Origin of the sequence: Iodobacter arcticus, from assembly GCF_042664895.1 — a bacterium.
GTDB lineage: Bacteria > Pseudomonadota > Gammaproteobacteria > Burkholderiales > Chitinibacteraceae > Iodobacter > Iodobacter arcticus.
Window position 1 is genome coordinate 190711 of record NZ_JBHTBQ010000019.1, and the last position, 24837, is coordinate 215547.

18 protein-coding genes are annotated in these 24837 nt (G+C 47.7%); 7 read left to right on the forward strand and 11 right to left on the reverse strand.

All coding sequences use genetic code 11. The annotated features are described in order from the left end of the window. Positions 1-8: 8 nt before the first annotated feature. The 3 genes from gabT to ACFQNF_RS12135 all read right to left on the reverse strand — a co-directional run bounded on the left by gabT (position 9) and on the right by ACFQNF_RS12135 (position 4581). Entirely contained in the window at positions 9-1259 is a 1251-nt protein-coding gene (gene gabT / locus ACFQNF_RS12125; RefSeq protein ID WP_380188212.1) for a 4-aminobutyrate--2-oxoglutarate transaminase, read from the reverse strand. 254 nt (positions 1260-1513) lie between these two features. Beyond that, on the reverse strand, positions 1514-2923 hold the full coding sequence (locus ACFQNF_RS12130; protein WP_380188213.1) for an aspartate aminotransferase family protein: 1410 nt from the start codon (positions 2921-2923) through the stop codon (positions 1514-1516). A 329-nt stretch (positions 2924-3252) separates the two neighbouring features. Then, a complete protein-coding gene (locus ACFQNF_RS12135; RefSeq protein ID WP_380188214.1) occupies positions 3253-4581 on the reverse strand; it encodes a glutamine synthetase family protein in 1329 nt (442 codons plus the stop codon). A gap of 124 nt (positions 4582-4705) precedes the next feature. Here ACFQNF_RS12135 and ACFQNF_RS12140 point away from each other — a divergent pair, with 124 nt between their 5' ends. Next, on the forward strand, positions 4706-5485 hold the full coding sequence (locus ACFQNF_RS12140; RefSeq protein ID WP_380188215.1) for a type 1 glutamine amidotransferase: 780 nt from the start codon (positions 4706-4708) through the stop codon (positions 5483-5485). A gap of 515 nt (positions 5486-6000) precedes the next feature. Here the strand turns inward: ACFQNF_RS12140 and ACFQNF_RS12145 are convergent. Next, positions 6001-6753, reverse strand: a complete 753-nt coding sequence (locus ACFQNF_RS12145) for a gamma-glutamyl-gamma-aminobutyrate hydrolase family protein (protein WP_380188216.1) — start codon at positions 6751-6753, stop codon at positions 6001-6003. A gap of 427 nt (positions 6754-7180) precedes the next feature. On the opposite strand from ACFQNF_RS12145, the gene ACFQNF_RS12150 reads away from it, so the two are divergent. After that, positions 7181-7726, forward strand: coding sequence for a cupin domain-containing protein (locus tag ACFQNF_RS12150; protein ID WP_380188217.1), 546 nt, complete (start codon positions 7181-7183; stop codon positions 7724-7726). Here the strand turns inward: ACFQNF_RS12150 and thrH are convergent. From thrH to ACFQNF_RS12165, 3 genes are all read right to left on the reverse strand, one after another. Beyond that, the gene (gene thrH / locus ACFQNF_RS12155; protein WP_380188218.1) at positions 7723-8343 is read right to left on the reverse strand and encodes a bifunctional phosphoserine phosphatase/homoserine phosphotransferase ThrH; all 621 of its coding nucleotides are present in this window, start codon (positions 8341-8343) and stop codon (positions 7723-7725) included. The two genes, ACFQNF_RS12150 and thrH, sit on opposite strands and share 4 nt — an antisense overlap. A gap of 84 nt (positions 8344-8427) precedes the next feature. Further along, a complete protein-coding gene (locus ACFQNF_RS12160; RefSeq protein ID WP_380188219.1) occupies positions 8428-9045 on the reverse strand; it encodes a LysE family transporter in 618 nt (205 codons plus the stop codon). 17 nt (positions 9046-9062) lie between these two features. Further along, on the reverse strand, positions 9063-9845 hold the full coding sequence (locus ACFQNF_RS12165; RefSeq protein ID WP_380188220.1) for a 2OG-Fe dioxygenase family protein: 783 nt from the start codon (positions 9843-9845) through the stop codon (positions 9063-9065). Between the two features lie 141 nt (positions 9846-9986). Here ACFQNF_RS12165 and ACFQNF_RS12170 point away from each other — a divergent pair, with 141 nt between their 5' ends. Beyond that, entirely contained in the window at positions 9987-10889 is a 903-nt protein-coding gene (locus ACFQNF_RS12170; RefSeq protein WP_380188221.1) for a LysR substrate-binding domain-containing protein, read from the forward strand. Between the two features lie 229 nt (positions 10890-11118). Here ACFQNF_RS12170 and arcC read toward each other — a convergent pair whose 3' ends face one another. The 4 genes from arcC to arcD all read right to left on the reverse strand — a co-directional run bounded on the left by arcC (position 11119) and on the right by arcD (position 16690). Further along, a complete protein-coding gene (gene arcC, locus ACFQNF_RS12175; RefSeq protein ID WP_380188222.1) occupies positions 11119-12048 on the reverse strand; it encodes a carbamate kinase in 930 nt (309 codons plus the stop codon). 578 nt (positions 12049-12626) lie between these two features. Then, positions 12627-13637 (reverse strand): ornithine carbamoyltransferase, encoded by a 1011-nt coding sequence (locus ACFQNF_RS12180; RefSeq protein WP_380188223.1) that lies wholly within the window; start codon positions 13635-13637, stop codon positions 12627-12629. Between the two features lie 355 nt (positions 13638-13992). Beyond that, positions 13993-15249, reverse strand: coding sequence for an arginine deiminase (gene arcA, locus ACFQNF_RS12185; RefSeq protein ID WP_380188224.1), 1257 nt, complete (start codon positions 15247-15249; stop codon positions 13993-13995). A gap of 13 nt (positions 15250-15262) precedes the next feature. Next, complete coding sequence (gene arcD / locus ACFQNF_RS12190) at positions 15263-16690, reverse strand: arginine-ornithine antiporter (RefSeq protein WP_380188225.1); 1428 nt, start codon at positions 16688-16690, stop codon at positions 15263-15265. A gap of 1298 nt (positions 16691-17988) precedes the next feature. Here arcD and vioA point away from each other — a divergent pair. From vioA to vioD, 4 genes are all read left to right on the forward strand, one after another. After that, positions 17989-19323 (forward strand): flavin-dependent violacein biosynthesis tryptophan-2 monooxygenase VioA, encoded by a 1335-nt coding sequence (gene vioA, locus ACFQNF_RS12195; protein ID WP_380188226.1) that lies wholly within the window; start codon positions 17989-17991, stop codon positions 19321-19323. 67 nt (positions 19324-19390) lie between these two features. Then, positions 19391-22414 carry an iminophenyl-pyruvate dimer synthase VioB gene (gene vioB, locus ACFQNF_RS12200; RefSeq protein WP_380188227.1) on the forward strand — a complete coding sequence of 1008 codons (3024 nt, stop codon included), beginning with the start codon at positions 19391-19393 and terminating at the stop codon, positions 22412-22414. 3 nt (positions 22415-22417) lie between these two features. Continuing rightward, the gene (gene vioC / locus ACFQNF_RS12205) at positions 22418-23707 is read left to right on the forward strand and encodes an NADP-dependent violacein biosynthesis oxygenase VioC (protein WP_380188228.1); all 1290 of its coding nucleotides are present in this window, start codon (positions 22418-22420) and stop codon (positions 23705-23707) included. After that, complete coding sequence (gene vioD, locus ACFQNF_RS12210) at positions 23707-24837, forward strand: flavin-dependent violacein biosynthesis monooxygenase VioD (protein ID WP_380188229.1); 1131 nt, start codon at positions 23707-23709, stop codon at positions 24835-24837. Before vioC ends, vioD begins: the two co-directional genes overlap by 1 nt.

Consider the following 24837-nt stretch of genomic DNA (forward strand, 5'->3'; position numbering starts at 1 on the left):
TACCTACCCTAAGATGCCTTTACGGCTTGATCCAACATCCCCAAGGCCTCATCCAGTATCTTGTCTTCTATAGTGAGCGGGCAGAGGAAGCGGATGACGTTACCGTACATCCCGCAGCTCAGTAGAATCAAGCCTAATGCTTGGGCTTGTATTTTTACTTTTGCTGTGAACTCGGGTGCTGGTTGGCCTTTTTCGGTGAACTCTACCGCCACCATCGCCCCAAGGCCGCGGATGTCGTGGATTTGCGGGATGCTGGTTTTTAATGCTTCTAGGCATGCTTTAATTTTGCTACCGATGATATTGGCACGGGTGCATAGTTGTTCTTCTTCGATAATTTCCAGTACCGCCAGCGCAGCGGCAATGCCAATCGGGCTGCCGCCATAAGTGCCACCAAGCCCGCCGGGGGCTGCGGCATCCATCAGGCTTGCCCGGCCAATTACGCCAGATAAGGGAAAGCCGCCAGCCAGTGATTTAGCCACGGTGATTAAATCGGCCTCAACGTCGAAATGCTCCATGGCAAAGTGTTTGCCGGTGCGGGCAAAGCCGGTTTGAATTTCGTCGGCGATCAGCAAAATGCCGTGCTCATCGCAAATTTGCCGCAAGCCCTGCATAAAATCGCGGGGCACAGGGTAAAAGCCGCCTTCGCCTTGTACGGGCTCGATGATCATGGCAGCAATACGCTTGGGGTCTACGCTGCTTTTAAATAGCGCTTTTAAGCTGGCGAGTGCCGCGCTGCTGCTGATCTCGCCAGATGGAAAAGGCGCGTGGTAAACATCGGCGGGGAAGGGGCCAAAGCCGATTTTATAAGGGGCAACCTTGCCGGTTAGCGCCATGCCCATGAGCGTTCGGCCATGAAAACCACCAGAAAAAGCGATAACGCCCGCCCGCCCCGTGGCCACGCGGGCAATTTTGATGGCGTTTTCAACGGCTTCAGCGCCTGTGGTCAGGAAAAAGCTTTTGCACGGGCCGCTGATGGGGGCGAGCTGATTGAGCTTTTCTGCCAGCGCCACATAGCTGGTGTAAGGCATGACCTGATAGCAGCTATGCGAAAAAGCATCCAGCTGGGCGCTCACCGCCGCCTTGATCTTAGAATGCAAATGGCCGGTATTAAGCACCGCAATGCCAGCGGCAAAGTCGATATAGCGTCGCCCATCGATATCCCACACCTCGGCATTCTTTGCCTTGGCAATAAAAACCTGCGTGCTAATGCCTACGCCACGTGGCGTAGCGGCAAGGCGGCGATCATTCCAGTTGTCCATTTTTATTCTCATCGAGAAATGTTGGGCGGGTGCATCCCGCCAAATTTGCTCAAGTTTCGGCGGGTTGCACCCGCCCTACAAAATCCCTTGTTCATAGGGAGTGCAACGACGCAGTCGGAGTGCAGAGAACTGGTTTTGTATAGGGTGTGCAAATCGTTTTTCTTGCGCACCGTTCTCGGTGCGCAACGACTGCGTCGTTGTACACCCTATAAAAGCCTAATTCCTAAGCTGTTTTTCTCCGTGAAACTCTGTGTCTACAGACCTTTGGTCATTCCCAGCTCCCTCGCGTATTCATCAATGCACTGCTTTGCCAGCCTGACGAATTCTTCTGCCTGTGCGCGGGTCATGACCAGCGGGGGGGCGGCGATCATGCTGTCGCCGGTGGCGCGCATGACTAGCTGGTTTTTTAGGCAGATATCTCGGCAGCGCAGGGCCATGCTGCTGCCGTGCTCAAAGCGCTTGCGGCTGGCTTTGTCTTCAACGAGGGTGAGGGCAAAGAAAAAGCCCAAGCTGCGCACGTCGTCTACCAGCGGGTGCTGATCAAAAGCGTCGTGCCAGAGCTGGGCGGCGTAGGGGGCGACGTCTTCATTCATGCGCTCGATAATGCGTTCTTTTTGCAGGATGCGGATATTGGTGGCCGCCACAGCGCAGGCGACGGGGTGGCCGGAATAAGTAAAGCCGTGGTTAAAATCGCCGCCTTCTATTAGCACTTTGGCCACGGTGTCGTGGACTAACACACCGCCAATCGGGATATAGCCCGAGCTTAATCCTTTGGCGATGGTCATCAAATGTGGTCGAATGCCGTAGTGCTGGCTGCCAAACCATGAGCCGGTGCGGCCAAAGCCGCAGATCACTTCGTCGGCGATGAGTAAGATGCCGTAATGATCGCAAATGCGCTGGATTTCCGGCCAGTAGGTGGAGGGGGGAATAATAATTCCACCCGCGCCTTGCACCGGCTCACCAATAAAAGCCGCGACGTTTTCAACGCCTAGCTCCAGAATCTTTTGCTCTAGTGCCCTTGCGGCTTTTAGGCCGTATTCCTTGGGGCTAAGCTCGCCGCCATTGGCATACCAGTAGGGTTGTTCGATATGGGCAATGCCGGGGATCGGTAGATCGCCTTGCTCGTGCATATAGTGCATGCCGCCGAGGCTTGCCCCGCCTATGGTCGAGCCGTGGTAGCCGTTTTCGCGGGCGATGATGGTTTTCTTTTGCGGCTGGCCGAGCAGGGCCCAGTAATGGCGCACCATGCGAATAATGGTGTCGTTCCCTTCTGAGCCGGAGTTGGTATAAAAAACGTGATTAAAGCCCTCGGGGGCGACTTGCGCCAGCAGGCTGGATAGCTCGATTACCGGCGGGTGGGTGGTTTTAAAAAAGGTATTGTAGAAAGGGAGTTGCAGCATTTGCTGGTAAGCCGCTTCGGCCAGCTCCTGCCTGCCGTAGCCGATATTCACGCACCAAAGCCCGCTCATGGCGTCAAAAATTTTATTCCCTTCAGAATCATATAAATAAATCCCCTCGGCATGGGTAATCACCCGTGAGCCGTAGGCATTCAGCGCGGCGGTATCCGAGAAGGGGTGAATATGGTGGGCGGCATCCAGCGCTTGGTATTCGGCGGTGCTGCGGCTAGGGCTGGAGTGGCCTTGGCTGATGGGATTCGGATTCATCGAGTGCCTCCTTGTTGCTGGGTGGGCCAGTGCCCACGTGAGTACATTGTAGGGCGGGTGAAACCCGCCGTTTATAAGCAAGCAAAGTCAAAAACTGTATTTAATTAAGGGCCTTTGGCAAGCAGCTTCCCCCTTTGTAAAAGGGGGATTGAGGGGGATTTGCCTTTTAAAAATGTGCAGTGCTAAATCCCCCCTAGCCCCCCTTTTTCAAAGGGGGGAACAAATGCATCAACCTTATGTAGATTCAAAAGCTTTTCCTCCGTGAAACTCCGTGTTCTCTGGGACCGAAGTGGTTCAAGATTTGGGTTTGCTGGCAGCAACATCAGCCATCACACATGCAGCAGCAAATGTTTTCTTTCCCATGGGCTGATGACTCTGGCGTATTCCACGTATTCGGCTTCTTTTACTGCGCAATAGGCTTTGATAAATGGCTCGCCCAACACGGCGGCTATGGGTTTGCAGTCGCTGAGGATTTGCGTTGCAGCGTCGAGGCCTCTGGGGAAGGCGAAGGGCAGGGTGTATGCGTCGCCGGTGAGGGGCTCGCTGGGGGTAAGCTGCTCTTCTATGCCTAAATAGGCGCAGGCCAGCGTGGCGGCGAGGGCCAGATAGGGGTTGCAATCCACGCCGGGCAGGCGGTTTTCTATGCGGCGGGCCACTGGGTCGGAGTGCGGCACGCGGATGCCGCAGGTGCGGTTATCAAAACCCCATTGCACATTAATTGGCGCGGCGTAGTAGCGGGTCAGGCGGCGGTAGCTGTTTACAAAGGGGGCGAAGAGCGCAATCACTTGCGGGAAGTATTTTTGCATGCCCGCTACCGATTGATAAAACACCTCGCTGGGCGTGCCGTCCACATTCGAAAACACATTCTGGCCACTGACTTCATCCACTACGCTCATATGAATATGCATGGCCGAGCCTGGCTCGTTTTCCATGGGTTTGGCCATAAAGGTGGCGTACATATTGTGGCGGATGGCCGCTTCCCGCACCGTGCGTTTAAACAGAAACACTTGATCGGCCAGCTCCAGTGCATCGCCGTGCAAAAAATTGATTTCCATCTGGCAGGCGCCAATTTCGTGGATCAGCGTATCTATCTGCAGACCTTGTGCATCGCAATAGTCGTAAACGTCTTCGAACAGGTCGTCATATTCATTTACTGCATCGACGGAATAGGCTTTGCGGCCGGTTTCCGGGCGGCCGGTGCGCCCCACGGGCGGTTGTAAGGGCAGATCTGGATCACGGTTGATATCAACCAGATAAAACTCCATTTCAGGCGCAACGACCGGCTTCCAGCCCCGGTCTTCATAGAGCTTCAGCACGCGGCGCAGCACATAGCGAGGGGACAGCTCAACCGGCGTGCCGTCAAAATGAAAGCAATCGTGAATCACCTGCGCAACGGGGTCTTTGGCCCAAGGAATGATGCGTATGGTGTTGGGGTCTGGAATCAACAGCATATCGGGATCGGTGATGGGGGTGATGTGTTCGGCGTATTCACCGGTCACGGTTTGCACCAGTACGGTAACGGGCAGGCGCATGCCTTCGTCTTCGCTGAATTTTTCTTTGGGCACGATTTTGCCGCGGGCAATGCCAGTGAAATCGGGCGTAACGCATTCAACTTCAGTGATTCGACGTTCTCGCAGCCAGTCGCTGATGACGCTCATGGTTGACTCCGTTTTGAAGTGGGCATTTTTATAGAAAATTGATACGGGCTAGGTGTGTTTTTACAGTTTCTTTTCTTTTAATTACTTAGGCTTGAGGTGTCGATTACTCCTTTGGAAATCAGTCGTGAAACCCATCGCAATCTGTCGTCATGAAGCCATTCAAGGGCCGGGTTATTTACAGGCTTTTTTAGAAAAGCACGCTATTCCCTACCGTGTTTTTGCCATTGATGCGGGGGATACACCTCCTCGTTGTGCTGCCGAATTTAGCGGCGTGGTGGTTTTGGGCTCGAATGCGGGTGTTAATGATGGCTTGGCCTGGATTCAAAGAGAGGAGGCTTTGCTTAAAGATGCATTAAGGCTGGAGCGCCCCATTCTTGGCCATTGTTTTGGCGGGCAGCTGCTATCCAAAAGCCTGGGGGGCCAGGTACGTCGTAATGTGGTGCCGCAGATCGGCTGGGGCAAAGTGCTGGTGACCAAGTTTGACGAGTCGCGCCAATGGATGGGCGAGAAGCGGGAGCTGGATATGTTTCACTGGCACTTCGATACTTTTGAAGTGCCACGCGGCGCTAAGCGCACTCTGTTTGGCTATTACTGCATGAATAAGGGCTTTGCGCTGGGGCCGCATCTGGGTTTGCAATCGCATCTGGAAGTGACGGCGCAAAGTATTCGCCAGTGGTGTGCCGAGGATAGGCAGGTGTTGCAGCAGTGGCAGGGACAAAGCTCGGTGCAAAGTGAGGCGCAGATTCTGCATCATCTGGATGAAAAAGTAGCAGCCCTGCATCAGCTTGCCGATCATGTTTACGAGCAATGGTTGTGCGGAATTTCTGGCGTGTTGCACGCCCATTTTCGCCAGCCCAAACGCCCACATGGTGGTGCTGGCTGGCTGGAGGCTTTGAAGCGTTAGGTGTGTGGGTTTAGGCATGGTGGTGGCTTTGTTGTGTTGGGGTTTTATTGCATCAATGAAAAACCGTAGGGCGGGTGAAACCGGCGTATTTTTTAGCATTACTCGCGAGTTTCACCCCATATGCGCTAACCAAAGTCAAAAAGACCTTTTTTAGTGCCTTCGGCACGTTGATTCAGGAGCGGTAGCCACCGCGGGGGCGTTCTTTTCTTGAACGGCCAAGAAAAGAACCAAAAGAAGGCCGCCCCGACCAGCACGAAACCCCTTCGCTGCGGACAATCGAGCGGCGGCTGCGGAACTCGCTTCGCTCAAACAGTCCTCGCCGAAACCCCGCCCGCTTGTTCCTCGCTCGGCGTGCTTCAAGGGGATTTTTAAGCCCCACGCTGAGACCGTGGTGATTACGTTTTTTCATTGTTTGCGTATACAAAATTAAACTGTTTTTCTCCGTGAAACTCCGTGTTCTCTGTGCCCTCTGTGGTTCAAGATTTGGGTTTTACTATTTCATTGCCAGTCACCCGCTATTGATTCAGCATCCTTGCCAAATGGCGTTTTTTGCAGGCGGTGCTAAAGCCTGCGAGTAGGGCGAGCGATAGCGGGTTGTTTTGGAATTTCCACTCTGGGTGCCATTGCACGCCGAGTGCGAAGGCGGTGTTTTTTACGCTGAAGGCTTCGATCAGGCCATCGGGGGCGAGGGCTTCGGCTTGTAGCTTGTCGGCGAGTTTTGCCACGCCTTGATGGTGGAGTGAGTTCACTCTGGCTGTGCTCTGGCCGTAGAGCTGCTCAAGTAAGCCGCCTGCAATCAGCTGAATATCGTGTGCTTCCTCGTACATTTCATCGGTGCTGCCGTCTTTTTCGCGGTGATCAAGCATGCCTGTTTGCTGGTGGACGGCTTGCTCCAGCGTGCCACCAAAGGCCACGTTCATTTCTTGTGCGCCCCGGCAAATTCCAAATACGGGGATGTCTAAAGCCACCGCTGCACGGATCAGCGGCAGGGTGGTGGCGTCTCTTTGCGGGTCGTTAAAATCACCTTCTAATAGCTTGCCGTGGTAGTGCTGCGGCTCGATATTGGATTGGCTGCCGGTCAGCAGCAGGCCATCAAGAGTCGTCAATATTTGCGCAATCTGGCTGGCGTCGCCAAGGGCTGGAATCAGCAGTGGAATGCCACCGGCCGCCAACGCAGCATGGATATATTTTTCACCCGCAAGGTGAAAAAAATGGCTGTCTTTTAACCACCAGCGACAGCAGGGAATCCCAATAATAGGCTGAGTCATGATAGGCCTCGGTGTACGTGTGATACGTTGGGGGGCATCAATTATTCCCTCCCCATACGCATCATTAAATCCAATAGCATGCAGTGCATTTTTCGTAGGGCGGGTGAAACCCGCGAGCAATATTGAATAAATACGTGGGTAAGCACCCGCCCTAAGGTGATTCAATGTTTGCAGTTATGGCAATCGCTTAACTTGATGCGCATCGGGCATAACTATGCCCATCCAACATAGTTTTAAGCTTAGTTCGTTAATTATATTTGACAAGTTTTTGCTGTTATTTTGGCTGTAATTATTTTCCTGTACGCTGGATAAACCCTCGCTTGCTTGCTATGTGGTGCTGTAGCTTAAGAATGGAAACCTTTCTGGCTAATTGCGCGGGCATGACATATTTTAAGAGCGTGTTGATTATTTTGAACGGGTGAAGCCAATGGACGTAGGGGCAAGGCTTAAAGTGGTGCGAGGGCGGTTTGCTTTGTCGCAGCGCGAATTGGCGAAAAGAGCCGGGGTGACTAATGCCACAGTGTCTTTGATCGAGCAAAACCGGGTTAGCCCGTCGATTAGCTCATTAAAAAAGCTGCTGGAAGGGTTTCCGATGTCCCTTGCGGAATTCTTTACTTTTGAGCAAGAAATGGTCGTGCCCAGCTATATTTTCCCCGCAGGCACGCAGCCCAATTTAGGCAATGCGTCTGTGCAAATGCATTTGGTTGGCTCAGGAGTTACGGATAGGCAAATTGGCTTGCTGCGTGAGCAATATCAGCCAGGGGCCGATACCGGCAGCGAGATGTTGCAGCACGAGGGGCAGGAATGTGGGGTGTTGGTGAGCGGCCATATGGAGCTGACCATTGCCGGGCAGGTGCATCTTTTACAGGCGGGGGATGGCTATTATTTTCCGAGCAATTTACCGCATCGTTTCCGCAATATCGGCGCTGGCGCTGCCGAAGTGATTAGCGCCAATACGCCGAGTTCTTTTTAATTCACCGATAAGGCACTGCCATGCTCGAGCATAATGCCATCCAGAATATCCTGATAACTTAGCGCGATGCGCAAGTCGGGTGCGGCTTGCTGTGTTTCTGCTGAGGGGCGAAATAAATAACCCTGCGTGGCTTTGCGCAGCATGCTGAGATCATTAAAAGCATCGCCCACAGCCAGAGTGCGGGCGCCCATCGCAGCAAATTCTTCGATCACTTCATGCTTACCCTGTGCGCGGCTAAAACGAGCTTGGCGAATCTGGCCGTTGGCTTTACAAATCAAGCGATGGCAGCGCAGCTCTGGCTGGCCCAGTGTATGCCACAGCGGTAGCAGCATTTCTTGAAAAGCATCGGAAACCAGCACAATACGGTAGTGTTTTTGCAGCTGCTTTAAGAATTCAATTGCGCCGGGCAGAGGGGCCAGCTTGGATATCATATATTCAATATCGGCAATGCCTAGCCGGTTTTCATTCAAAATACTGATTCGTTTTGCCACCAGCTGCACATAATCCGGCTCTTCTCGGGTGGTAATGGCAAGCGATTGAATACCGGTAAAGTCGGCAATATGCGGCCACATTTCCGGAATCAACACCCCTTCCATATCGATACATGCAATTTTCATTTTTTAGCCCCTTGGGATGGATAAGTGAATGGCGTAAAGGAGCGAGAATCGCCCTGCTAGAGCAGGGTGATTCTGCACTTCGGACTAATGTGTGAGCGGTGCAAAGGCAAGTGATACACCCAGCCCAAGCAGGGCGCTACCGATGATTTTATTGAGCACACTTTGCCCGTTAATCATGGCGGATCTTAATGTTTTGTGAGAGAAAAATAGCGCTACCAGTGCAAACCAAATGCCATGCGCTAAAGACATAAATAAGCCATAGCCAATTTGCTGCGCCAGCGGGGTGCTTGGGTTAACAACCTGGGTGTAGGTACTCACCACAAAAAGAGTCGTTTTAGGGTTAAGCACATTGGTTAGAAAGCCGTTTTTTAGTGCAGAAAAAGGGCTCAAACCCGAATCAGCGCTCAGATCTATATCGAGTTTACTTTTGCTGGTAAAGGTGGTGTAGCCGATATAAATCAAGTAAATAGCGCCTGCTATTTTGATCACCGTAAACAGCGCTGGCGATTGTGAAATGATCAGCCCTACACCCAACATGGTGTACATCACATGGATTTGCACGCCCAAGGCAATCCCCAGCGCGGCTAATAAACCAGCTTTGCGGCCGTAAAGATAGCTATTGCGGGTGACCATAGCAAAATCAGCGCCGGGGCTGATAACGGCCAGAATGGTGATAAGCGCGACGGCGAAGATTTCGTTCATTGGATTTATCCTTTATATCAATCGGGAGTGATTGGGGATTGCGCTTTGCGGCGGAAGGTAATAACGAGTACATCGCGAGAAGCCAGCCGATCGCTATCGAGCTGCATAATGGGCGTTACGCCGTGCAAGACTTGCTCATCATTGACAAGCGCCATGTCTAGCGGATTGGTCAAAACAAATTGATCTAAGCGATTTTTATTGAGATCGTAAATGGTGGTTGCGCCATTCACCATATTGGAGCGCTGCACCATCAGCATCATCACAAAATTGACGCCATCCCGATGCACGCCTTCCGGTGTGGGCAGGCCTGCTTCCTCTGCATTGGCTTCGATGCGAAATTGATGTGCTTCAATATGCCAGTCATGCTCAGGCATCAGCTGGCCAAAAATATTGCAAGCTAAGGTGAGCAAGCTATTCATGCTGTGGCTTTGCATCACCGCATCGCTGATGGGTGCATAGTGGCGGGCAATTCCACCGTTCAAATTATTGTAATTTAAGCTTTGGTAATGCGGCTGGTGCGCTTCTTTTTGCCATTCTAGGCTTGCTGCTGGCGCGCTAAGTGTGGCGTGTCTGCGTTTGCGATAGCTGCCGTTGTCTGCCATATAGGTGTCTAAAGAAAGATCAGACCAGCTATTTTGAAATGCATCCCAATCTTGCAGTGCCGTAGCTTGCTGTTGTTGCAATAGTGATTTGACGCGTTCTGCGGGGATAAAACAGAAGTTTTTCTGAGCAATTTGCGCACGTACTTGCTCTAGATCTGAATACGCCTGCTTGTCATCACGGTAAGGTATTTGCAGCATTTAAAAATCCTATTTTTCACATTTAGATTGATTAATGGAAGTTGCGCGTCAGCTATCACATAGCTTCCTACTATTTTGTCTATCTTGCTCGTTCAGTAAAATCGATTTATGCTCAATAAAATTAATGAGAAAAAGTCAACGATGAGTATCCGAATTCCTTCACTTAATGCTTTGCGGGTATTTGAGGCCGCAGCACGTCATCTCAGCCTGATTCGCGCTTCAGAAGAGTTATTTGTGACGCAGGGAGCGGTAAGCCGCCAGATTAAGCAGCTGGAAGAAAGCCTTGGCGTGTTGTTATTTGAGCGGCGTAATCGGGCGATTTTTTTGACAAGAGAAGGTGAGCTACTCAAAAACACCTGTCAGGATATGCTGGCGCAGCTGGCGATTACATTGCAAAAACTCAAGGGAAATCCTTACGATAGGCCCTTGGTGGTGTCGTGTGAGCCAACGATTGCCATGCGCTGGCTGATTCCTCGCTTAAGCGATTTTCATACTCGTTATCCGGCTATTCAGCTGCATTTATTTACGGCGGGTGGCGTAGTTGATTTTAAGGGCGGGCATATTGATCTAGCGATTAGGCGCAATGATTTCAACTGGGGGAAAGATTGCTACTCAGAAGAAATAGGGCAGGAAAAAGTGGGGCCGGTGTGCGTGCCCGAGCAGCGGCAAGATGGGCAGATTAACTTTGAGCAGAGTCGCCTTTTACACACGCGTACTCGCCCGGATGCTTGGGCGCGTTGGGGCGTGCTGGCGCAGCAGGGGGTGACGAGTCGTCATAATTCATATTTTGAACATTTTTATTTAAGCTTGCAGGCGGCAATGGCAGGCTTGGGCGTGGCGATTGCGTCGGCCTATATGATAGAAGAAGAACTAAAAAATGGCCGGCTACTTGCCCCCTATGGCTTGGTGGCTGATGGCTCTAGCTACGTTGTATTGTCCGCAGAGCCCTTTGCCCAAGACGAGCGGCGCTTAGTGTTTTTGGATTGGTTAAGGCAGGAGTTTCAAAAATCGGATGAGATGCTGGGGCGTTTGCTGGCGGCTTAGACGCCGTAACGCATTGCGCTACGGCATGGAAACATAGGTTCCCACACAAGTTTAGGCTGTACTTCAGCTGTAGCTTCCCCCTTTGTTAAAGGGGGATTGAGGAGGATTTGCATTAGTTGCTGCCTTTTTGTAATGCCGTGCTAAATCCCCCCTAGCCCCCTTTTTCAAAGGGGGGAACAAATACATCCAACTTATATAGATACTTATGGTGCAGAAGTGAAGGACGCAATCAATGGTAGCTCAGCTCGCTTGCCTGTATTGAAACCCGTGTGCCTGCCGTGCCTTGCACAATCGCTTCGATATCACTGAGCGAGCCGATGACGGCTACTTTGCCAGTATTGCGGGCAAATTCGCAGGCGGCTTGCACCTTGGGGCCCATTGATCCGGCGGCAAAGCCTAAGCGTTCTAATTCATCGGGGTGGGCGCTGGCGATGGCTTTTTGCGTGGGCTTGCCATAGTCAATAAACGTGGCGCTGACATCGGTGGCAATCACCAGTAAATCGGCGCTTAGCTCTTCTGCCAGCAGGGCGGAGCAGAGGTCTTTGTCGATAACGGCTTCAATGCCGTGCAATTTTCCTGCCTTATCGTAGCAAGTCGGAATCCCCCCGCCACCCGCACAAATCACGATGGTGCCGTGCTCTAACAGCCATTTTACTGGGCGAATTTCAAAAATACGTTTAGGCCTTGGGCTGGCTACCACGCGGCGAAATTTGTCGCCATCCGGGGCAATAGACCAGCCTTTTTCGGTAGCGAGCTTATCGGCCTCTTCCTTGCTATAAACCGGGCCGATAGGCTTGGTCGGGTTTTTAAAAGCAGGGTCAGCAGCGTCGACTTCTACTTGGGTCAGAATGGTGGCGAATGGCGTTTCGACCGGCAGTAGATTGCCCAGCTCTTGCTCAATCATATAGCCGATCATGCCTTCGGTTTCGGCGCCTAATACATCCAGCGGATAGGGGCTGACTTGGCTGTAGGCGGCATTTTGTAAGGCGAGCAGCCCCACTTGCGGACCATTGCCGTGGGCGATAACCAGCTCATTATTTGGGGCAACGCGGGCGATTTGTTTGACGGCGATGATGACGTTTTCTCGTTGATTATCTGCACTCATGGCTTCGCCTCGACGAAGCAGTGCATTGCCGCCTAGGGCGATGACGATACGCATAATGAATCCTTTATTGCGGTTTACACCGCAATCTTTAGTGCCTTCGGCACCTTGATTTTTGAGTGGCTGCTACTGCTATACGTCTGCAAGCATTGAATCATCGTAGGGCGGGTGAAACCCGCCGTTTTTGTAGCGTTTTATGCCAATGTCTGGCGGAGTTTTCTTGTACACGCTAGCAAATACAAAAAGATCTTTTTAGTGCCTGCGGCACGTTGATTTAGGTGCGGTATCCCCGCGGGGGACTCCCTTTCTTGAACGGCCAAGAAAGGAAGCAAAACCGCAACCTCAAAAACACGAAAGCCCCTGCGCTGCGGACAATCGAGTCGGCGGCAGGCGGGATTGGCTCGCTGCCTCGCTCCCTGGCCGAAACCCCGCCCCGTTTGTTCCTCGCTCCGGCGTGTTTCAAGGGGGCTCTAAACCCTTGCGGAGAGCTGCGATGACTATTCAGATCACTGCGTTTGAAAATATTCAAAACCCAAAATGTACAGGCTTACTTCAAACCTGTTTTCCTCCGTGAACCTCCGTGTTCTCAGTGTCCTCCGTGGTTCAAGATTTGGGTTCTATCAGTGCAGCTAAGGTTAAATATCCCCCAAGGTTGAAACCAGAATGGCTTTAATCGTGTGCATGCGGTTTTCTGCTTGCTCGAAGGCGATGTTGGCTGGGGATTCGAACACTTCTTCGGTGACTTCAACGCCATTAGCTAAAAATGGGTATTGTTCGGCAATTTGTTTGCCCATTTTGGTGTCGCTATTGTGAAAAGCGGGTAGGCAGTGCATAAATTTTGTACGTGGGTTGCCAGTGGCTTTCATCATGGCGCTGTTGACTTGGTAGGGCAGTAGTTGTTTGACCCGCTCGGCCCATGCTTCAACCGGCTCGCCCATCGATACCCATACATCGGTGTGGATAAAATCGACGCCTTTTACGGCTTCTAGTGGGTCTTCGGTTAGCATGATTTTTGCGCCGGTTTCGCTTGCAAACTTGCGGCATTGGGCGACGAAATCATCGTGTGGCCACAGCGCTTTTGGCGCGGCAACGCGTACATCCATACCCAGTTTTGCGCCAATCAATAGCAGGGAATTACCCATATTATTGCGAGCGTCGCCCAGATAGGCGTAGCTGATATCGTGCAGCGGCTTGTCGCTGTGTTCGCGCATGGTTAGTACGTCGGCCAGCATTTGGGTGGGGTGATATTCGTCGGTTAAGCCGTTAAACACGGGCACACCGGCAAAGGTGGCTAGTTCCTCCACAATTTCCTGGCTATAGCCGCGATATTCAATGGCGTCGTATAGCCGGCCTAGCACACGGGCGGTGTCTTTCATGCTTTCTTTATGGCCAATCTGCGATGAGCTTGGGTCAATAAAAGTGACGTTTGCGCCTTGATCGTAGGCGGCTACTTCAAAGGAGCAGCGGGTGCGGGTGGAGGTTTTTTCAAAAATCAGCGCAATATTTTTGCGTTTTAGATGCTGCTGCTCAGTGCCGGTGTATTTAGCGCGTTTCAGATCCCGAGATAAATCCAGCAGATAACGTAGCTCACGGGTGGTGTGATGCATCAGGCTAAGCAGATTACGATTACGCATATTGAAGGACATAATTTTCTCCAGAAAACGAAAGAAATACAAAATGGACCAAGCGGCATCAGGGGATGCCGGATGGGGGTAGCGTTTTAGTTAGTTACTGAGGTGATGCAGCGATCCTTTTATTAAGTGCCTTCGGCACGGTGTTTAGGAGCAGGAGTCCGCTGACTGCTACTGAGCAAAGTTCATAGGGGATACAACGACGAAGTAGCAGCGCAGAGAGCGGTGCGCAAGAAAAACGACTTGCACACCCTATATAAAACCAAGCGTTATCCTTCACAGAAGGTTTTCTCCGTGAAACTCCGTGTTCTCAGTGCCCTCCGTGGTTCAAGATTTGGGTTTTGCAATCTTTTCTAAAAACGCCCAACAATCAGTAATCAACCGGATCGCGGATAATTGGGCAGGTCATGCAGTGGCCACCGCCTCGGCCTCGGCCTAGTTCGGCGGAGCTGATGGTGATGACTTCTACGCCGGCTTTGCGCAGCAGGGTGTTGGTGTGGATATTGCGGTCGTAAGCTAAAACCACGCCGGGTTGTAGGGCGACGACGTTGTTGCCGTCGTCCCATTGCTCGCGTTCGGCTTCGAATGAATTACCGCCGGTTTGCACCACGCGCAGGGCGGGTAATTTGAGCGCTTCGGCGACGACATCCAAGAAGGGTTTACTTTCACGACGTAGGTCGATGCCGTTGGGCTTGCTTTCGTCTGGGCGTAGGCTGAAGGCGACAATTTTTTTGACTACTTCAGGGAAAATGGTGACTAAATCCCGATCGCAAAAGCTGAATACGGTGTCTAAATGCATGGCAGAGCGGGATTTTGGCAAGGCGGCTACGATCACTCGTTCGACGGCTCCGGCTTTAAATAAGGACATGGCGACTTGGCCAATGGCTTGATGCGAGGTGCGCTCGCCCATACCAATCAAGACTACGCCATTGCCAATTGGCATGACATCGCCGCCTTCTAGTGTGGCGCTGCCATGATCGACATCGGGGTCTCCCCACCAAACTTTGACATCGGCGGCGGCAAAATCAGGGTGGAATTTATAAATAGCAGTGACGAGCAGGGTCTCTTGTCGTCGTGCTGGCCAATACATTGGGTTGAGCGTTACGCCGCCGTAAATCCAGCAGGTGGTATCGCGGGTAAATTGGGTATTAGGTAACGGCGGCAAAATAAAGCTGGCATTTCCAAAGTTTTCACGGAAGATGCTTAGCACTTCAGATGGCGTATCTGCTGGCAAATCGGGGGCAACTACGCCGCCCATTAAGAATTCGGCTAAATGGCGTGGCTCTAATGAATCCAGCCAGCTACGTACTTCTTCCAGCAAACCAATGCCAACCAAATCTGCGGTGATCTTGCGATCGAGTATCCATTTTTTGGCTTCAGGAATCGCCACGGTGGTGGTGAGCAGATTGTGCATCTCAATCACATCCACGCCGCGCTCGCGCATTTTAGTCACAAAGTCAAAGTGATCGCGTTTGGCCTGGCTTACCCACAGCACATCATCAAACAATAAAGAATCGCAGTTATTGGGTGTCAACCGCATATGCGCCAGCCCTGGCGAGCAAACCATCACTCGTCTTAGCATGCCCACTTCAGAGTGAACGCCTAGTTGTAGATTTTCGGTACTCATCACATAGCTCCTATTAAAGCTTTAGAAAACCGGTGTAAAGGCCGTAACTCGCCGCAATGGCCCCGATGACAGCGGCTGCAAAAATGAATTTTTCGATGGTGGTAAAGACAATCTGGTCGTTTTCTTTACGCGCTTTGGTATAAAGAATGGCACCGGGCGCATACAGCAGGGCCGATAGCAGTAAGAATTGCACCCCGGCTGCGTAGATCAGCCATACGCTATAGAGCACAGCAATCATCGCAATCAGCAGATCTTTATTGCGATTGCCACCATGCTCCGCATAGCCGTCCCCCTTGTAAGCCACCATTACGCCGTAAGCGGTAGATAAGAAGTAAGGCACTAAAATCATCGAGGTGGCGAGCAGCAGCAGGCTGGTATAGGTGCTGGCCGCAAATAGGGTAATAATCAGGAAAACTTGCACTGCGCCGTTAGATAACCAAAGTGCATTGGCTGGCACGCCATTGGCGTTTTCTTTGTGCAAAAAGCGAGGCATGGTTTTATCGCGGGACGCTGAAAACAAAATCTCGGCGCAGAGCAATGTCCATGAGAGCAAAGCACCCAGTAGCGAAATCACCAGCCCGATACTGATAAATATCGCGCCCCAGTGGCCCACAATATGCTCCAGCACATAGGCCATGGATGGATTTTTTAGCCCTGCTAATTCTGGCTGGCTCATCACTCCAAGCGACAACACATTCACTAGCACCAGCAGTAGCAGGGTGCTAAGAAAACCAATCACAGTGGCGCGGCCCACATCGGCGCGTTTTTCGGCACGGGCAGAATAGACACTCGCGCCTTCAATGCCGATAAACACCCAAACGGTGACCAGCATCATATTGCGCACTTGATCCATCACACTGCCTAGCTTGATATTGCCCTTGCCCCAAAAATCGGCGGTGAACACATCCAGCTTAAAAGCCACGGCGGCCAGAATAATAAACATCACCAGCGGCACAATCTTGGCCACGGTGGTGACTTGGTTAATAAACGCCGCCTCTTTAACGCCACGTAAGACTAAAAAGTGCACTGACCACAGCAAAATGGATGCGCCGATAATGGCGGGAACGGTATTGCCATCGCCGAACATGGGGAAGAAATAACCCAGCGTGCCAAACAGCAAAACAAAGTAGCTGACATTGCCCAGAAAGGCGCTGATCCAATAGCCCCAAGCGGATGAAAATCCCATGTAATTACCAAAGCCTGCTTTGGCATAGGCGTACACACCGGCATCTAATTCTGGTTTTTGGTTGGCAAGGGTCTGAAACACAAATGCCAGCATCAGCATCCCCACCGCCGTGATCGCCCAGCCGATCAGCGTGGCGCCTGCACCGGCGCTTTGCGCCATATTTTGAGGCAGGGAAAAAATCCCCCCGCCAATCATTGATCCGACCACCATCGCAGTGAGCGCGGTTAGCCTTAGCTTATGGGACGATTGCGTCATGATAGAGCCCTCGGTGCGTAGTTAAATAAACGCTACTCGTGCTGGTTTTGTGCTCAAGACGGTAAGAAAAGAAGAGGTAATGATTGCGGTAGCGTGTGCTGTTTTGGCTGGGCTTGAGCATTAGTCAATTCAGTAGGTATACGTAGTTTGATAGTTTTGCACTACGTAAATTTTGATGAAAAACAATATTCTTTTTATTTATTAAAATAATTTAACTTTTAAAAATAAATATTATGACAATCATTGGCTTAGCTGGGTACGTATGTTTTTTTTGATATTAAAAAATATTTTTCTTGAGTAGATCGAGTGTTTTTTTATTTTTAGTGTGGCGTGTTTTTATATATAAATGCTATGTAAACAGCAACTTATAGGTGGATGGTTTGTTTTTTGTTGAGTGAATATTCTATAAATATCTAATGCGAAATAAATATCACAATTTTGAATTGTAATTATTAATGCTATTTATTTATGAATATGACAATAAATAGCGAGATAGGGCCAAGCTATTTTTATCTTTTTGTAACTATTGAATATTTGTTACGAAATGGCTAAAAGTGTTTGGGTGTTTAGTTGGTTTGCGAATCTTTTCAAGATCGCAAAGTACTTCCTTACAAGATCACTCAAGCTGAGCCTTTAATACAAGTCTATGAAGGGGCGCTGTAGCAGGGGCCATCGCTGCGCGGCATCTTTCATGCATTGCTGCTTTTTCAAAAAAACGATGCGCAGTAGTACAAGAGCGGCATGGTCTATCCCTATGTTTCAGCGATGTTTTTTATCTATAGCTGGCGCTTGAATTTGAGCTTTATATAGCGCGATGATCTGAGGGAGCGCCTGTGGCCGGTAATAAATATGCTTTTCATCTTGTTTTTTTAAGCAGTTTGTTCTATTTGCATACGTCATGCTGACGTAATATTTCTGTTTTCTTTTGTTAATCTTTTGTTAAATTTGCAACAACTTTACAAAATACTGCGGGCTTGTGTTTACAATCGCCGCGTTGTTGATCTACATTCATGCATTATTATTTTATTCTAAAGTAATAAACATGAAAGCTTTTTGCTAAATTTCTTACGGCAATGTGTTTTGCAAAGTTTTAAATAAGGAAGTGAAACAATCATTTTGAATAATAAAGCGCACAAGATTTTTAGGTCTTGCTGCACTGCCGTATTGCTACGCCTGAAGTAATTGTAATTTTTGTTGCCAGAATATGACTGTCTAAAGCATGACTAGGCTTTTAAGGCAGAAGGTAGTGATCATTCAATTCATTTTGCATGGCTTAGTTCTAAGTATTTATTTATTAAATGCTAAAAAATAAATATTCCATTTTATTTACATTGAGGTATTTTACTGTGATAAACAACAAAGTAATCTCTATAGTAGGTGCAGGAATATCAGGGCTAAGCTGTGCATTGAAACTGGCTGGCTCAAAATTAACAAAAGACTACACGCTTCGTATTTTTGAAGACGGAGAGAGGATTGGTGGCCGGGCACATTCAATTAAAGTAGATGATTTTAGTATTGATTTAGGGGCGGGGCGTTTTTCTCCTGCCCTACATCCTAATGTTGCCCAGTTGCTTAATGAGCTAAAAGAGGAAATAGAAGTATTTCCTTTTACTAAAATTGTCTGTCCTCATCCACAGCATAAAGGCCTGAAAGAGATACTGGCACAATTAAAGCTAAAAATTGCAAGTAGCCATAATGAATCATTCTTTCAATTTTTATGCCAGCATATGGGCCATGAAAAATCGCACGCAATCATTAATGCTTTAGGCTACGATTCATTATATCTTCCGCAAATCTCTCCTAAGATTGCATATGATATTATTGAAAAGCATCCAGAAATACAGTGCTTCTCAGAAAATGAAGGTTATGAGTGGTTTAATTTAGTTGACGGGTTTGCTGCTTTGGCTAAAAGTCTGTATCAGCAAGCTGCTAAATCGGGTGTCGATTTTTATTTTGAACACCAGTTAATCAATTTCCAAACAAAATCAGCCAATACTCTGCTTGAGTTTGCAGGATCAGAGCAGCAAGAAATTTGGCACAATAGTGCTTATACCGTTTTAGCTCTTCCTCCAACAGCAATGTCATCGCTTAATATAGATTTTCCAAATAGCTGGAGTGATTTTTCCTACGGCTCTATCCCATTATTTAAAGGTTTTATATTTTTCGATCATCCATGGTGGAAAGATTATGAGCTTGAAAACAAAGTAACCATTGTTGATAACCCATTACGAAAAATATATTTCAAAAGCGATAAATATATATTCTTTTACACTGATAGTGCTTATGCTGATTTTTGGTTGGAAGAAACCAATAAAAGCGAGGATGAATATATAAATACAGTGATGGGTTTAATTGCTAAAGCATTAAATATATCTATTAAAGAATTACCACGCCCTATAAGCAATAAGTTCAAATACTGGCCTAGTGGTGTAGAGTTTGCTTTAGAAACATCACCAGATCATCCTCCTGTTTTATCAAAATATAATGGCAAAGTGATTGCTACTTCAGATGCTTACACCCCGCACTGTGGCTGGATGGAAGGTGGGATTATTGCGGGAAGGAGTGCAGCAGATCATATCTTAAAACAATTAGAGAAATCAGATGTAGAAAAAGTAGCGGCAGAAATAAATTAATTTCTGTTTGAATCTGTTTGAAAATGTAATGGTTTTTTTTCTAATTTTAAACTGGTATTGATGCTTAATGAGTATTCTGAATTTTCCACGTATTCACTTTAAAGGTGCTGCACGGCTTAATGTGCCAACTGGCAATAGAAATATCGCCGGCACTTTAGACATTGCAACAAACAGTGTTTATCAAGATGGCACATTGTTTGATTTAAAAAAGCACCCCAGAGAGTTTCATCAGTACCTAAGGCAATTACCACCAAGATTTAATCTTCAGGGGCAGCCAGATGATGCAGGTGTTTTTAATCATGCAGCAGGGCATAATTTTTTAGGGAATAATCATTTTTCTTGGGAAAACACTCAGATTACCGCTTTGCAAATACAGCCGGGTGTTTTGCTGGATGATGATCCGCTACTTGCTTGTAAAGTAGAATTATGGGGGCATTATAATGAGTATTTGCGCACCACATTTAACCGGGCAAGATGGGTAGATATTGATCCAAGCCGGGATGATACTTCGCAAATCTATGCCGGGCAGCTGTGTATAAAAGAAGCGGCTGCCACGGCAAATGCCCCCTATTTATTTTCATCTGATATTGATTGCGTTCATTCTGTTCGCTGGTATGGCGAGAATCATATTCAGGAAAAGCAGCCACATTTCTTGGAACCTGAATTTTCTAAGACAAGGGTGTTTCAATTTTCTGTGGCTAAGGATTCTGAACACTTTATTTTTAATCAGCTTTCGCTTAAATCAGATTTTATTGATTATTTACAGCAAGAGCTAAAAAGAGAAGATGTGCTTGGGCTGAGTATTCAATATTCTGTATTTAATATGTCTACTCCGCTACAGCCAGACACACCTGTGTTTTATGATTTAAGCGGCAGTATTGGTTTGTGGTTAAAGCAAGATATGGCGACTTTTGCCAATGATAGGATGTTATATCCTGATAAGACTCAGGGCTTTGGCCCAGTGGCGATCAAGATTCAAAATAACTGGGCTAGTATTAGCATGCCTTGCAGTATTCCTTTTACTCGCCGTGATGCTGCTTGTGGCAATCAACTGACTCACCCTCTTGGCCCTAAGCATTCATTAGGTGAATTAGAGCTAAGGACCAAGGGTGGTGTTTTACTGGCAAGAATTTCTGAATCGGTATATGGCCAATACTGGGGAAGCGCCGGGGTTTTTGATGTGCCCTTATTAAATAATGCAGCTGAAGATTCTTTAATACTGCGTGGCATTGGCAATCAATGGGTAGAGTCAGATTGGCTGATTCAAGCAGAAGAGAATGTGATTTCTTTAGAAGCGCCTGACAGAAAAAATAATGCTTTTTTCTCTAAAGACATCAAGATATTTAGTTATTTTCGTGGCGTGCCTAAGGAAAAAAAAGATATTAGTGTTTTTATTGAGAATAAAGCGGTTGTTAGTACTTCACTACAGACGATTTCAAGCAATGAAAGCGGGATTGCATTCCTTTCTATCGTCAGCCAGAAACCCGGTGTTAGCGAGGTTTTTGTAGGGGATCATCATGGCAAGATTCTGGTGCGTGTACTTTCTGATGATTGGGCTTTATTAGAGGTGCCGGATAAGGAGGTTGACTATCCTTTTCTGTATGAGCAAGTAATGAGTTATTACGAGCTGATTTACCCATTTATGGCGGATAAAGTGTTCAGCATGGCAGATCAGTGCAAATGCGAAACCTATGCTCGCTTGATGTGGCAAATGTGTGATCCATTGAATCGTGATAAAAGCTATTACATGCCTAGTACCAGAGAAATGTCTTATGCCAAATCAATATTATTTCTTAAGTATTTAAGCAATGTTGAAGCGTCTGCTATTACAGAGCCTGCAAAGATTGCTTTGGCCCCTGAGATAAAAAGTAGCGAAATCTGCAGCAAAGAAGCATTAATCCAAGCATTAAAGCAGGCGGTGAGTTTAGAGCTATCTATTATGCTGCAATATTTATATGCGGCTTATTCTTTGCCGACTTTTGCCGCGGGCGAGCAATTCCTTGCAAGCAAGAAATGGACTGCTGAGCAATTGGCGTTGGTGTGTGGCGGGGCAGATCGTCGGCATAATTCGGGCTGGCGCGGTACGATTCTGGAAATCGCCCATGAAGAAATGATCCACTATCTGATTGTGAATAATTTACTGATGTCTTTAGGCGAGCCATTTTTTCCTGGAACGCCCGTATTAGGTCTTAAAGCCGCCGAAGCTTTTGGTCTTGATACAGATTTTTCTTTTGAACCTTTTTCAGAAAATGTGCTGGCTCGCTTTGTTAGATTTGAATGGCCACATTATTTTCCATCAACAGGAAAATCAATTTCTGATTTTTATGCAGAAATTCGCAAGGCATTTGTCAGTATTCCGGATTTATTTACTACCCCATTGGCTAAAACAAGCGGCGAACATCATTTATTTTTAAATGAATTAACCAACAGGAAATTCCCTGCTTATCAGTTAGAAGTCAACAATAGAGAAAGTGCGCTGTTTGCCATTGATTTTGTAACAGAACAAGGCGAGGGTGCAGCAGTAGATTCTCCACATTATGCTCAAAGCCATTTTAATCGATTAAGAGAGATATCCCGCACTTTACTGGCTAGCGAGATTCCTTTTGAGCCTGCATTTTCTGTATTAAAAAACCCTGTATTAGAGCCGACTCCCGGTTGTAATACAGTGCTTGATCCTGCCGCTAGGCAATTAATGATTTTTTATAAAGGCTGCCATGAGCTGACTTTTCATATGATGATTCAGCACTTTGGGCAAAAGCCTTTAGGGAGTTTGCGCCGTTCCAGATTAATGAATGCGGCGATTGATATTATGGCCGGAATATTAAGGCCTTTATCGGTGCAAATTATGTCTGTTCCTTCTGGTGTGCCGGGCCGTAATGCCGGGCCACCCGTGCCACAGGCGATTCAATTTCAATTGATTGCCGATTATGGCGCTGGCTGTGAGGCACTCGCTTTGCAATGCAGCGCGCTTGCAAAATACGCGAGAGAAATGCAATTAATTAAACCGGCTATTGCTCAAATAGAATTACTTGAATTTTATGATAAGCAGATGATGGATCTTGCAACAGGTAAACTTTCACGGGAAGGCTGAAAAATGAAAAAAATCATTATTGTTGGTGGTGGCTTGGCAGGTAGTTTAACCGCCATCTATTTAGCTAAGCGCGGTCATGATGTGCATGTTTTTGAAAAGCGGGGTGATCCGTTTCTTGCATATTCAGATTATATCGATCAGGTTAGCTCCCGTGCTATTGGCGTAAGTATGACTGTGCGTGGCATTCAGGCGGTATTAAATGCAGGTATTCCTAAGGAAGAGCTCGATTTATGCGGGATTCCTATCTCCGGAATGTCTTTTTGTATTGCAGGTAAATTTAAAACCAGAGAATTAGCACCGGTTGATGTGCTTTCTCCGCTTTCCTTAAGCAGGGCAGATTTCCAAAAGTTATTAAATAAGTATGCAGAAATTAATAATGTTCATTATCACTATGGGCATCGCTGCTTAGAAGTGAATTTAGACGATAAGAGCATTACCACTAAAGATAATGACGGGCAGATTACCGAGCATAAAGCGGATTTATTAATCGGTGCAGATGGTGCTCGCTCTTGCGTACGTCAGGCCATGCAAAATAATTGCCGCCGGTTTGAATATCAGCAGTCATTTTTTAAGCATGGCTATAAAACAATTGTTATTCCTGATGCCAGCCAGCTTGGCCTCAGAAAAGATTTAATTTATTTCTTTGGTATGGATTCTGGCGGTTTATTTGCAGGGCGTGCGGCGACTATTCCTGATGGCAGTATTAGTTTTGCTGTTTGTTTGCCTTATCAGGGAGAAATTAGTTTACAGGCTAAAGATGCAGGCACGATGGGGCGTTTTTTTGATCGATATTATTCGATGCTACCTGAAGCCACCAGAAAAGAAATGCTATCGCAATTTATGGATAAGCCAAGTAATGATCTGATTAATGTGAGGTCGTCGGTGTTTCATTATAAGCAGCATGCAATCATTTTAGGCGATTCAGCCCATGCCACCGCTCCATTTCTTGGGCAGGGAATGAATATGGCATTGGAAGACGCTTATATCCTTAATTTATTATTTGAAAAACATGAAGATAATATTGAAAAAGTACTGCCTGAATTTACTCGGTTGAGAAAGGCCGAGGCAGATGCTATGCAAGATATGGCTATTAATAACTATGAGGTGCTGAGCAGTTCAAATCCTATTTTCTTTATGCGTTCAAAATATACTCGTTATATGAGTAGTAAATTCCCTGCCAGTTATCCTCCGGATATGGCTGAAAAGCTTTATTTCACCTCGATGGCTTATAGTGAGCTAAGAGATATCCAACAGAAACAAAATGTTTGGTACAAACTAGGGAGAGTAAACTAATGAAGATCTTAGTCGTTGGAGCAGGGCCAGCGGGCTTAATGTTTGCCAGCCAATTAAAGAAACTTAAGCAAGATTGGCATATTGCAATTGTAGAAAAAAATACAGTTGATGATATTGTAGGCTGGGGTGTTGTATTGCCCGGAAAAGCGCCCCATCATCCGGCAAATCCGCTGAGCTATTTGCCTGATTATGAAGAAATTGATGCACAATATATTGATGAATTTTGCTTGGTTAATCAAGATGATCGCGCTACAGCAAGCACCGGTATTACTTTATGTGGGGCAGAAAGAAAATCTTTGGTAGGCGCTTTAAGAAAACTCTGTACCGATTTATTGATTCCAATTACTTATTCTTCGCCTGTGTTTGATGAAGATGGCCTAGATACCACGGCATATGATCTGGTTGTGATTGCCAATGGGATTAATAATATCTCGAATTACTTTAAAGAGGCTTTAGCCCCAGAGGTAGAGTTCGGTAAAAATCGCTATATGTGGTACGGCACATCAAAGATTTTTGATGCAATGAATTTGATTTTTAAGCCAACTGCTTCAGGCGTATTTATTGCCCATGCTTATAAATACTCCAGCACAATGAGCACGTTTGTAGTGGAGTGCAGCGAGGAAACGTATCATCGCTCTGGTATTGAGTCTTTATCAGAAGCTGATGCAAAAGCATTTATTGCAGATGTATTTAGTATTGAGCTGGATGGTTTGCCTGTTGAGGTTCAGCCGGGCTTGCAATGGCGAAATTTTGTAACGCTGAGCCATACAAAAGCTTATGAAGATAATTTGGTGCTATTGGGCGATGCCTTGCAAACAGGCCATTTTTCTATCGGGCATGGCACAACAATGGCGGTGGTTGCGGCTCAGATGTTGGTAAAAGCATTATATGAGCATGCAGAAGTGAATCATGCTTTAGACGATTTTAATCAAAAGGTGATGCCGCTGATGCAATTATTTAGCGGGCATGCCAGCATTAGCCGCACTTGGTTTGAAACGGCGGATGAAAGAATGGATTTAACTGCAGCAGAGTTAGCAAAGAGTTTTTCTGAGCGTCGCGAGCAGTTGCCTCCTTTGCCTGCTGCTTTAGGGCAAGCGCTGGGTATGGCACTTACTCGTAAGGAATCTTAA

Bases quoted from the DNA above. Each gene is read 5' to 3' on its own strand.
- vioB (WP_380188227.1), top strand. From the start codon at position 19,391: ATGAGTATTCTGAATTTTCCACGTATTCACTTTAAAGGTGCTGCACGG.
- arcD (WP_380188225.1), bottom strand. From the start codon at position 16,690: ATGACGCAATCGTCCCATAAGCTAAGGCTAACCGCGCTCACTGCGATG.
- arcC (WP_380188222.1), bottom strand. From the start codon at position 12,048: ATGCGTATCGTCATCGCCCTAGGCGGCAATGCACTGCTTCGTCGAGGC.
- thrH (WP_380188218.1), bottom strand. From the start codon at position 8,343: ATGAAAATTGCATGTATCGATATGGAAGGGGTGTTGATTCCGGAAATG.
- vioC (WP_380188228.1), top strand. From the start codon at position 22,418: ATGAAAAAAATCATTATTGTTGGTGGTGGCTTGGCAGGTAGTTTAACC.
- ACFQNF_RS12165 (WP_380188220.1), bottom strand. From the start codon at position 9,845: ATGCTGCAAATACCTTACCGTGATGACAAGCAGGCGTATTCAGATCTA.
- ACFQNF_RS12170 (WP_380188221.1), top strand. From the start codon at position 9,987: ATGAGTATCCGAATTCCTTCACTTAATGCTTTGCGGGTATTTGAGGCC.
- gabT (WP_380188212.1), bottom strand. From the start codon at position 1,259: ATGGACAACTGGAATGATCGCCGCCTTGCCGCTACGCCACGTGGCGTA.
- ACFQNF_RS12180 (WP_380188223.1), bottom strand. From the start codon at position 13,637: ATGTCCTTCAATATGCGTAATCGTAATCTGCTTAGCCTGATGCATCAC.
- vioA (WP_380188226.1), top strand. From the start codon at position 17,989: ATGCTAAAAAATAAATATTCCATTTTATTTACATTGAGGTATTTTACT.
- ACFQNF_RS12145 (WP_380188216.1), bottom strand. From the start codon at position 6,753: ATGACTCAGCCTATTATTGGGATTCCCTGCTGTCGCTGGTGGTTAAAA.
- ACFQNF_RS12160 (WP_380188219.1), bottom strand. From the start codon at position 9,045: ATGAACGAAATCTTCGCCGTCGCGCTTATCACCATTCTGGCCGTTATC.
- ACFQNF_RS12130 (WP_380188213.1), bottom strand. From the start codon at position 2,923: ATGAATCCGAATCCCATCAGCCAAGGCCACTCCAGCCCTAGCCGCAGC.
- arcA (WP_380188224.1), bottom strand. From the start codon at position 15,249: ATGAGTACCGAAAATCTACAACTAGGCGTTCACTCTGAAGTGGGCATG.
- ACFQNF_RS12150 (WP_380188217.1), top strand. From the start codon at position 7,181: ATGGACGTAGGGGCAAGGCTTAAAGTGGTGCGAGGGCGGTTTGCTTTG.
- vioD (WP_380188229.1), top strand. From the start codon at position 23,707: ATGAAGATCTTAGTCGTTGGAGCAGGGCCAGCGGGCTTAATGTTTGCC.
- ACFQNF_RS12135 (WP_380188214.1), bottom strand. From the start codon at position 4,581: ATGAGCGTCATCAGCGACTGGCTGCGAGAACGTCGAATCACTGAAGTT.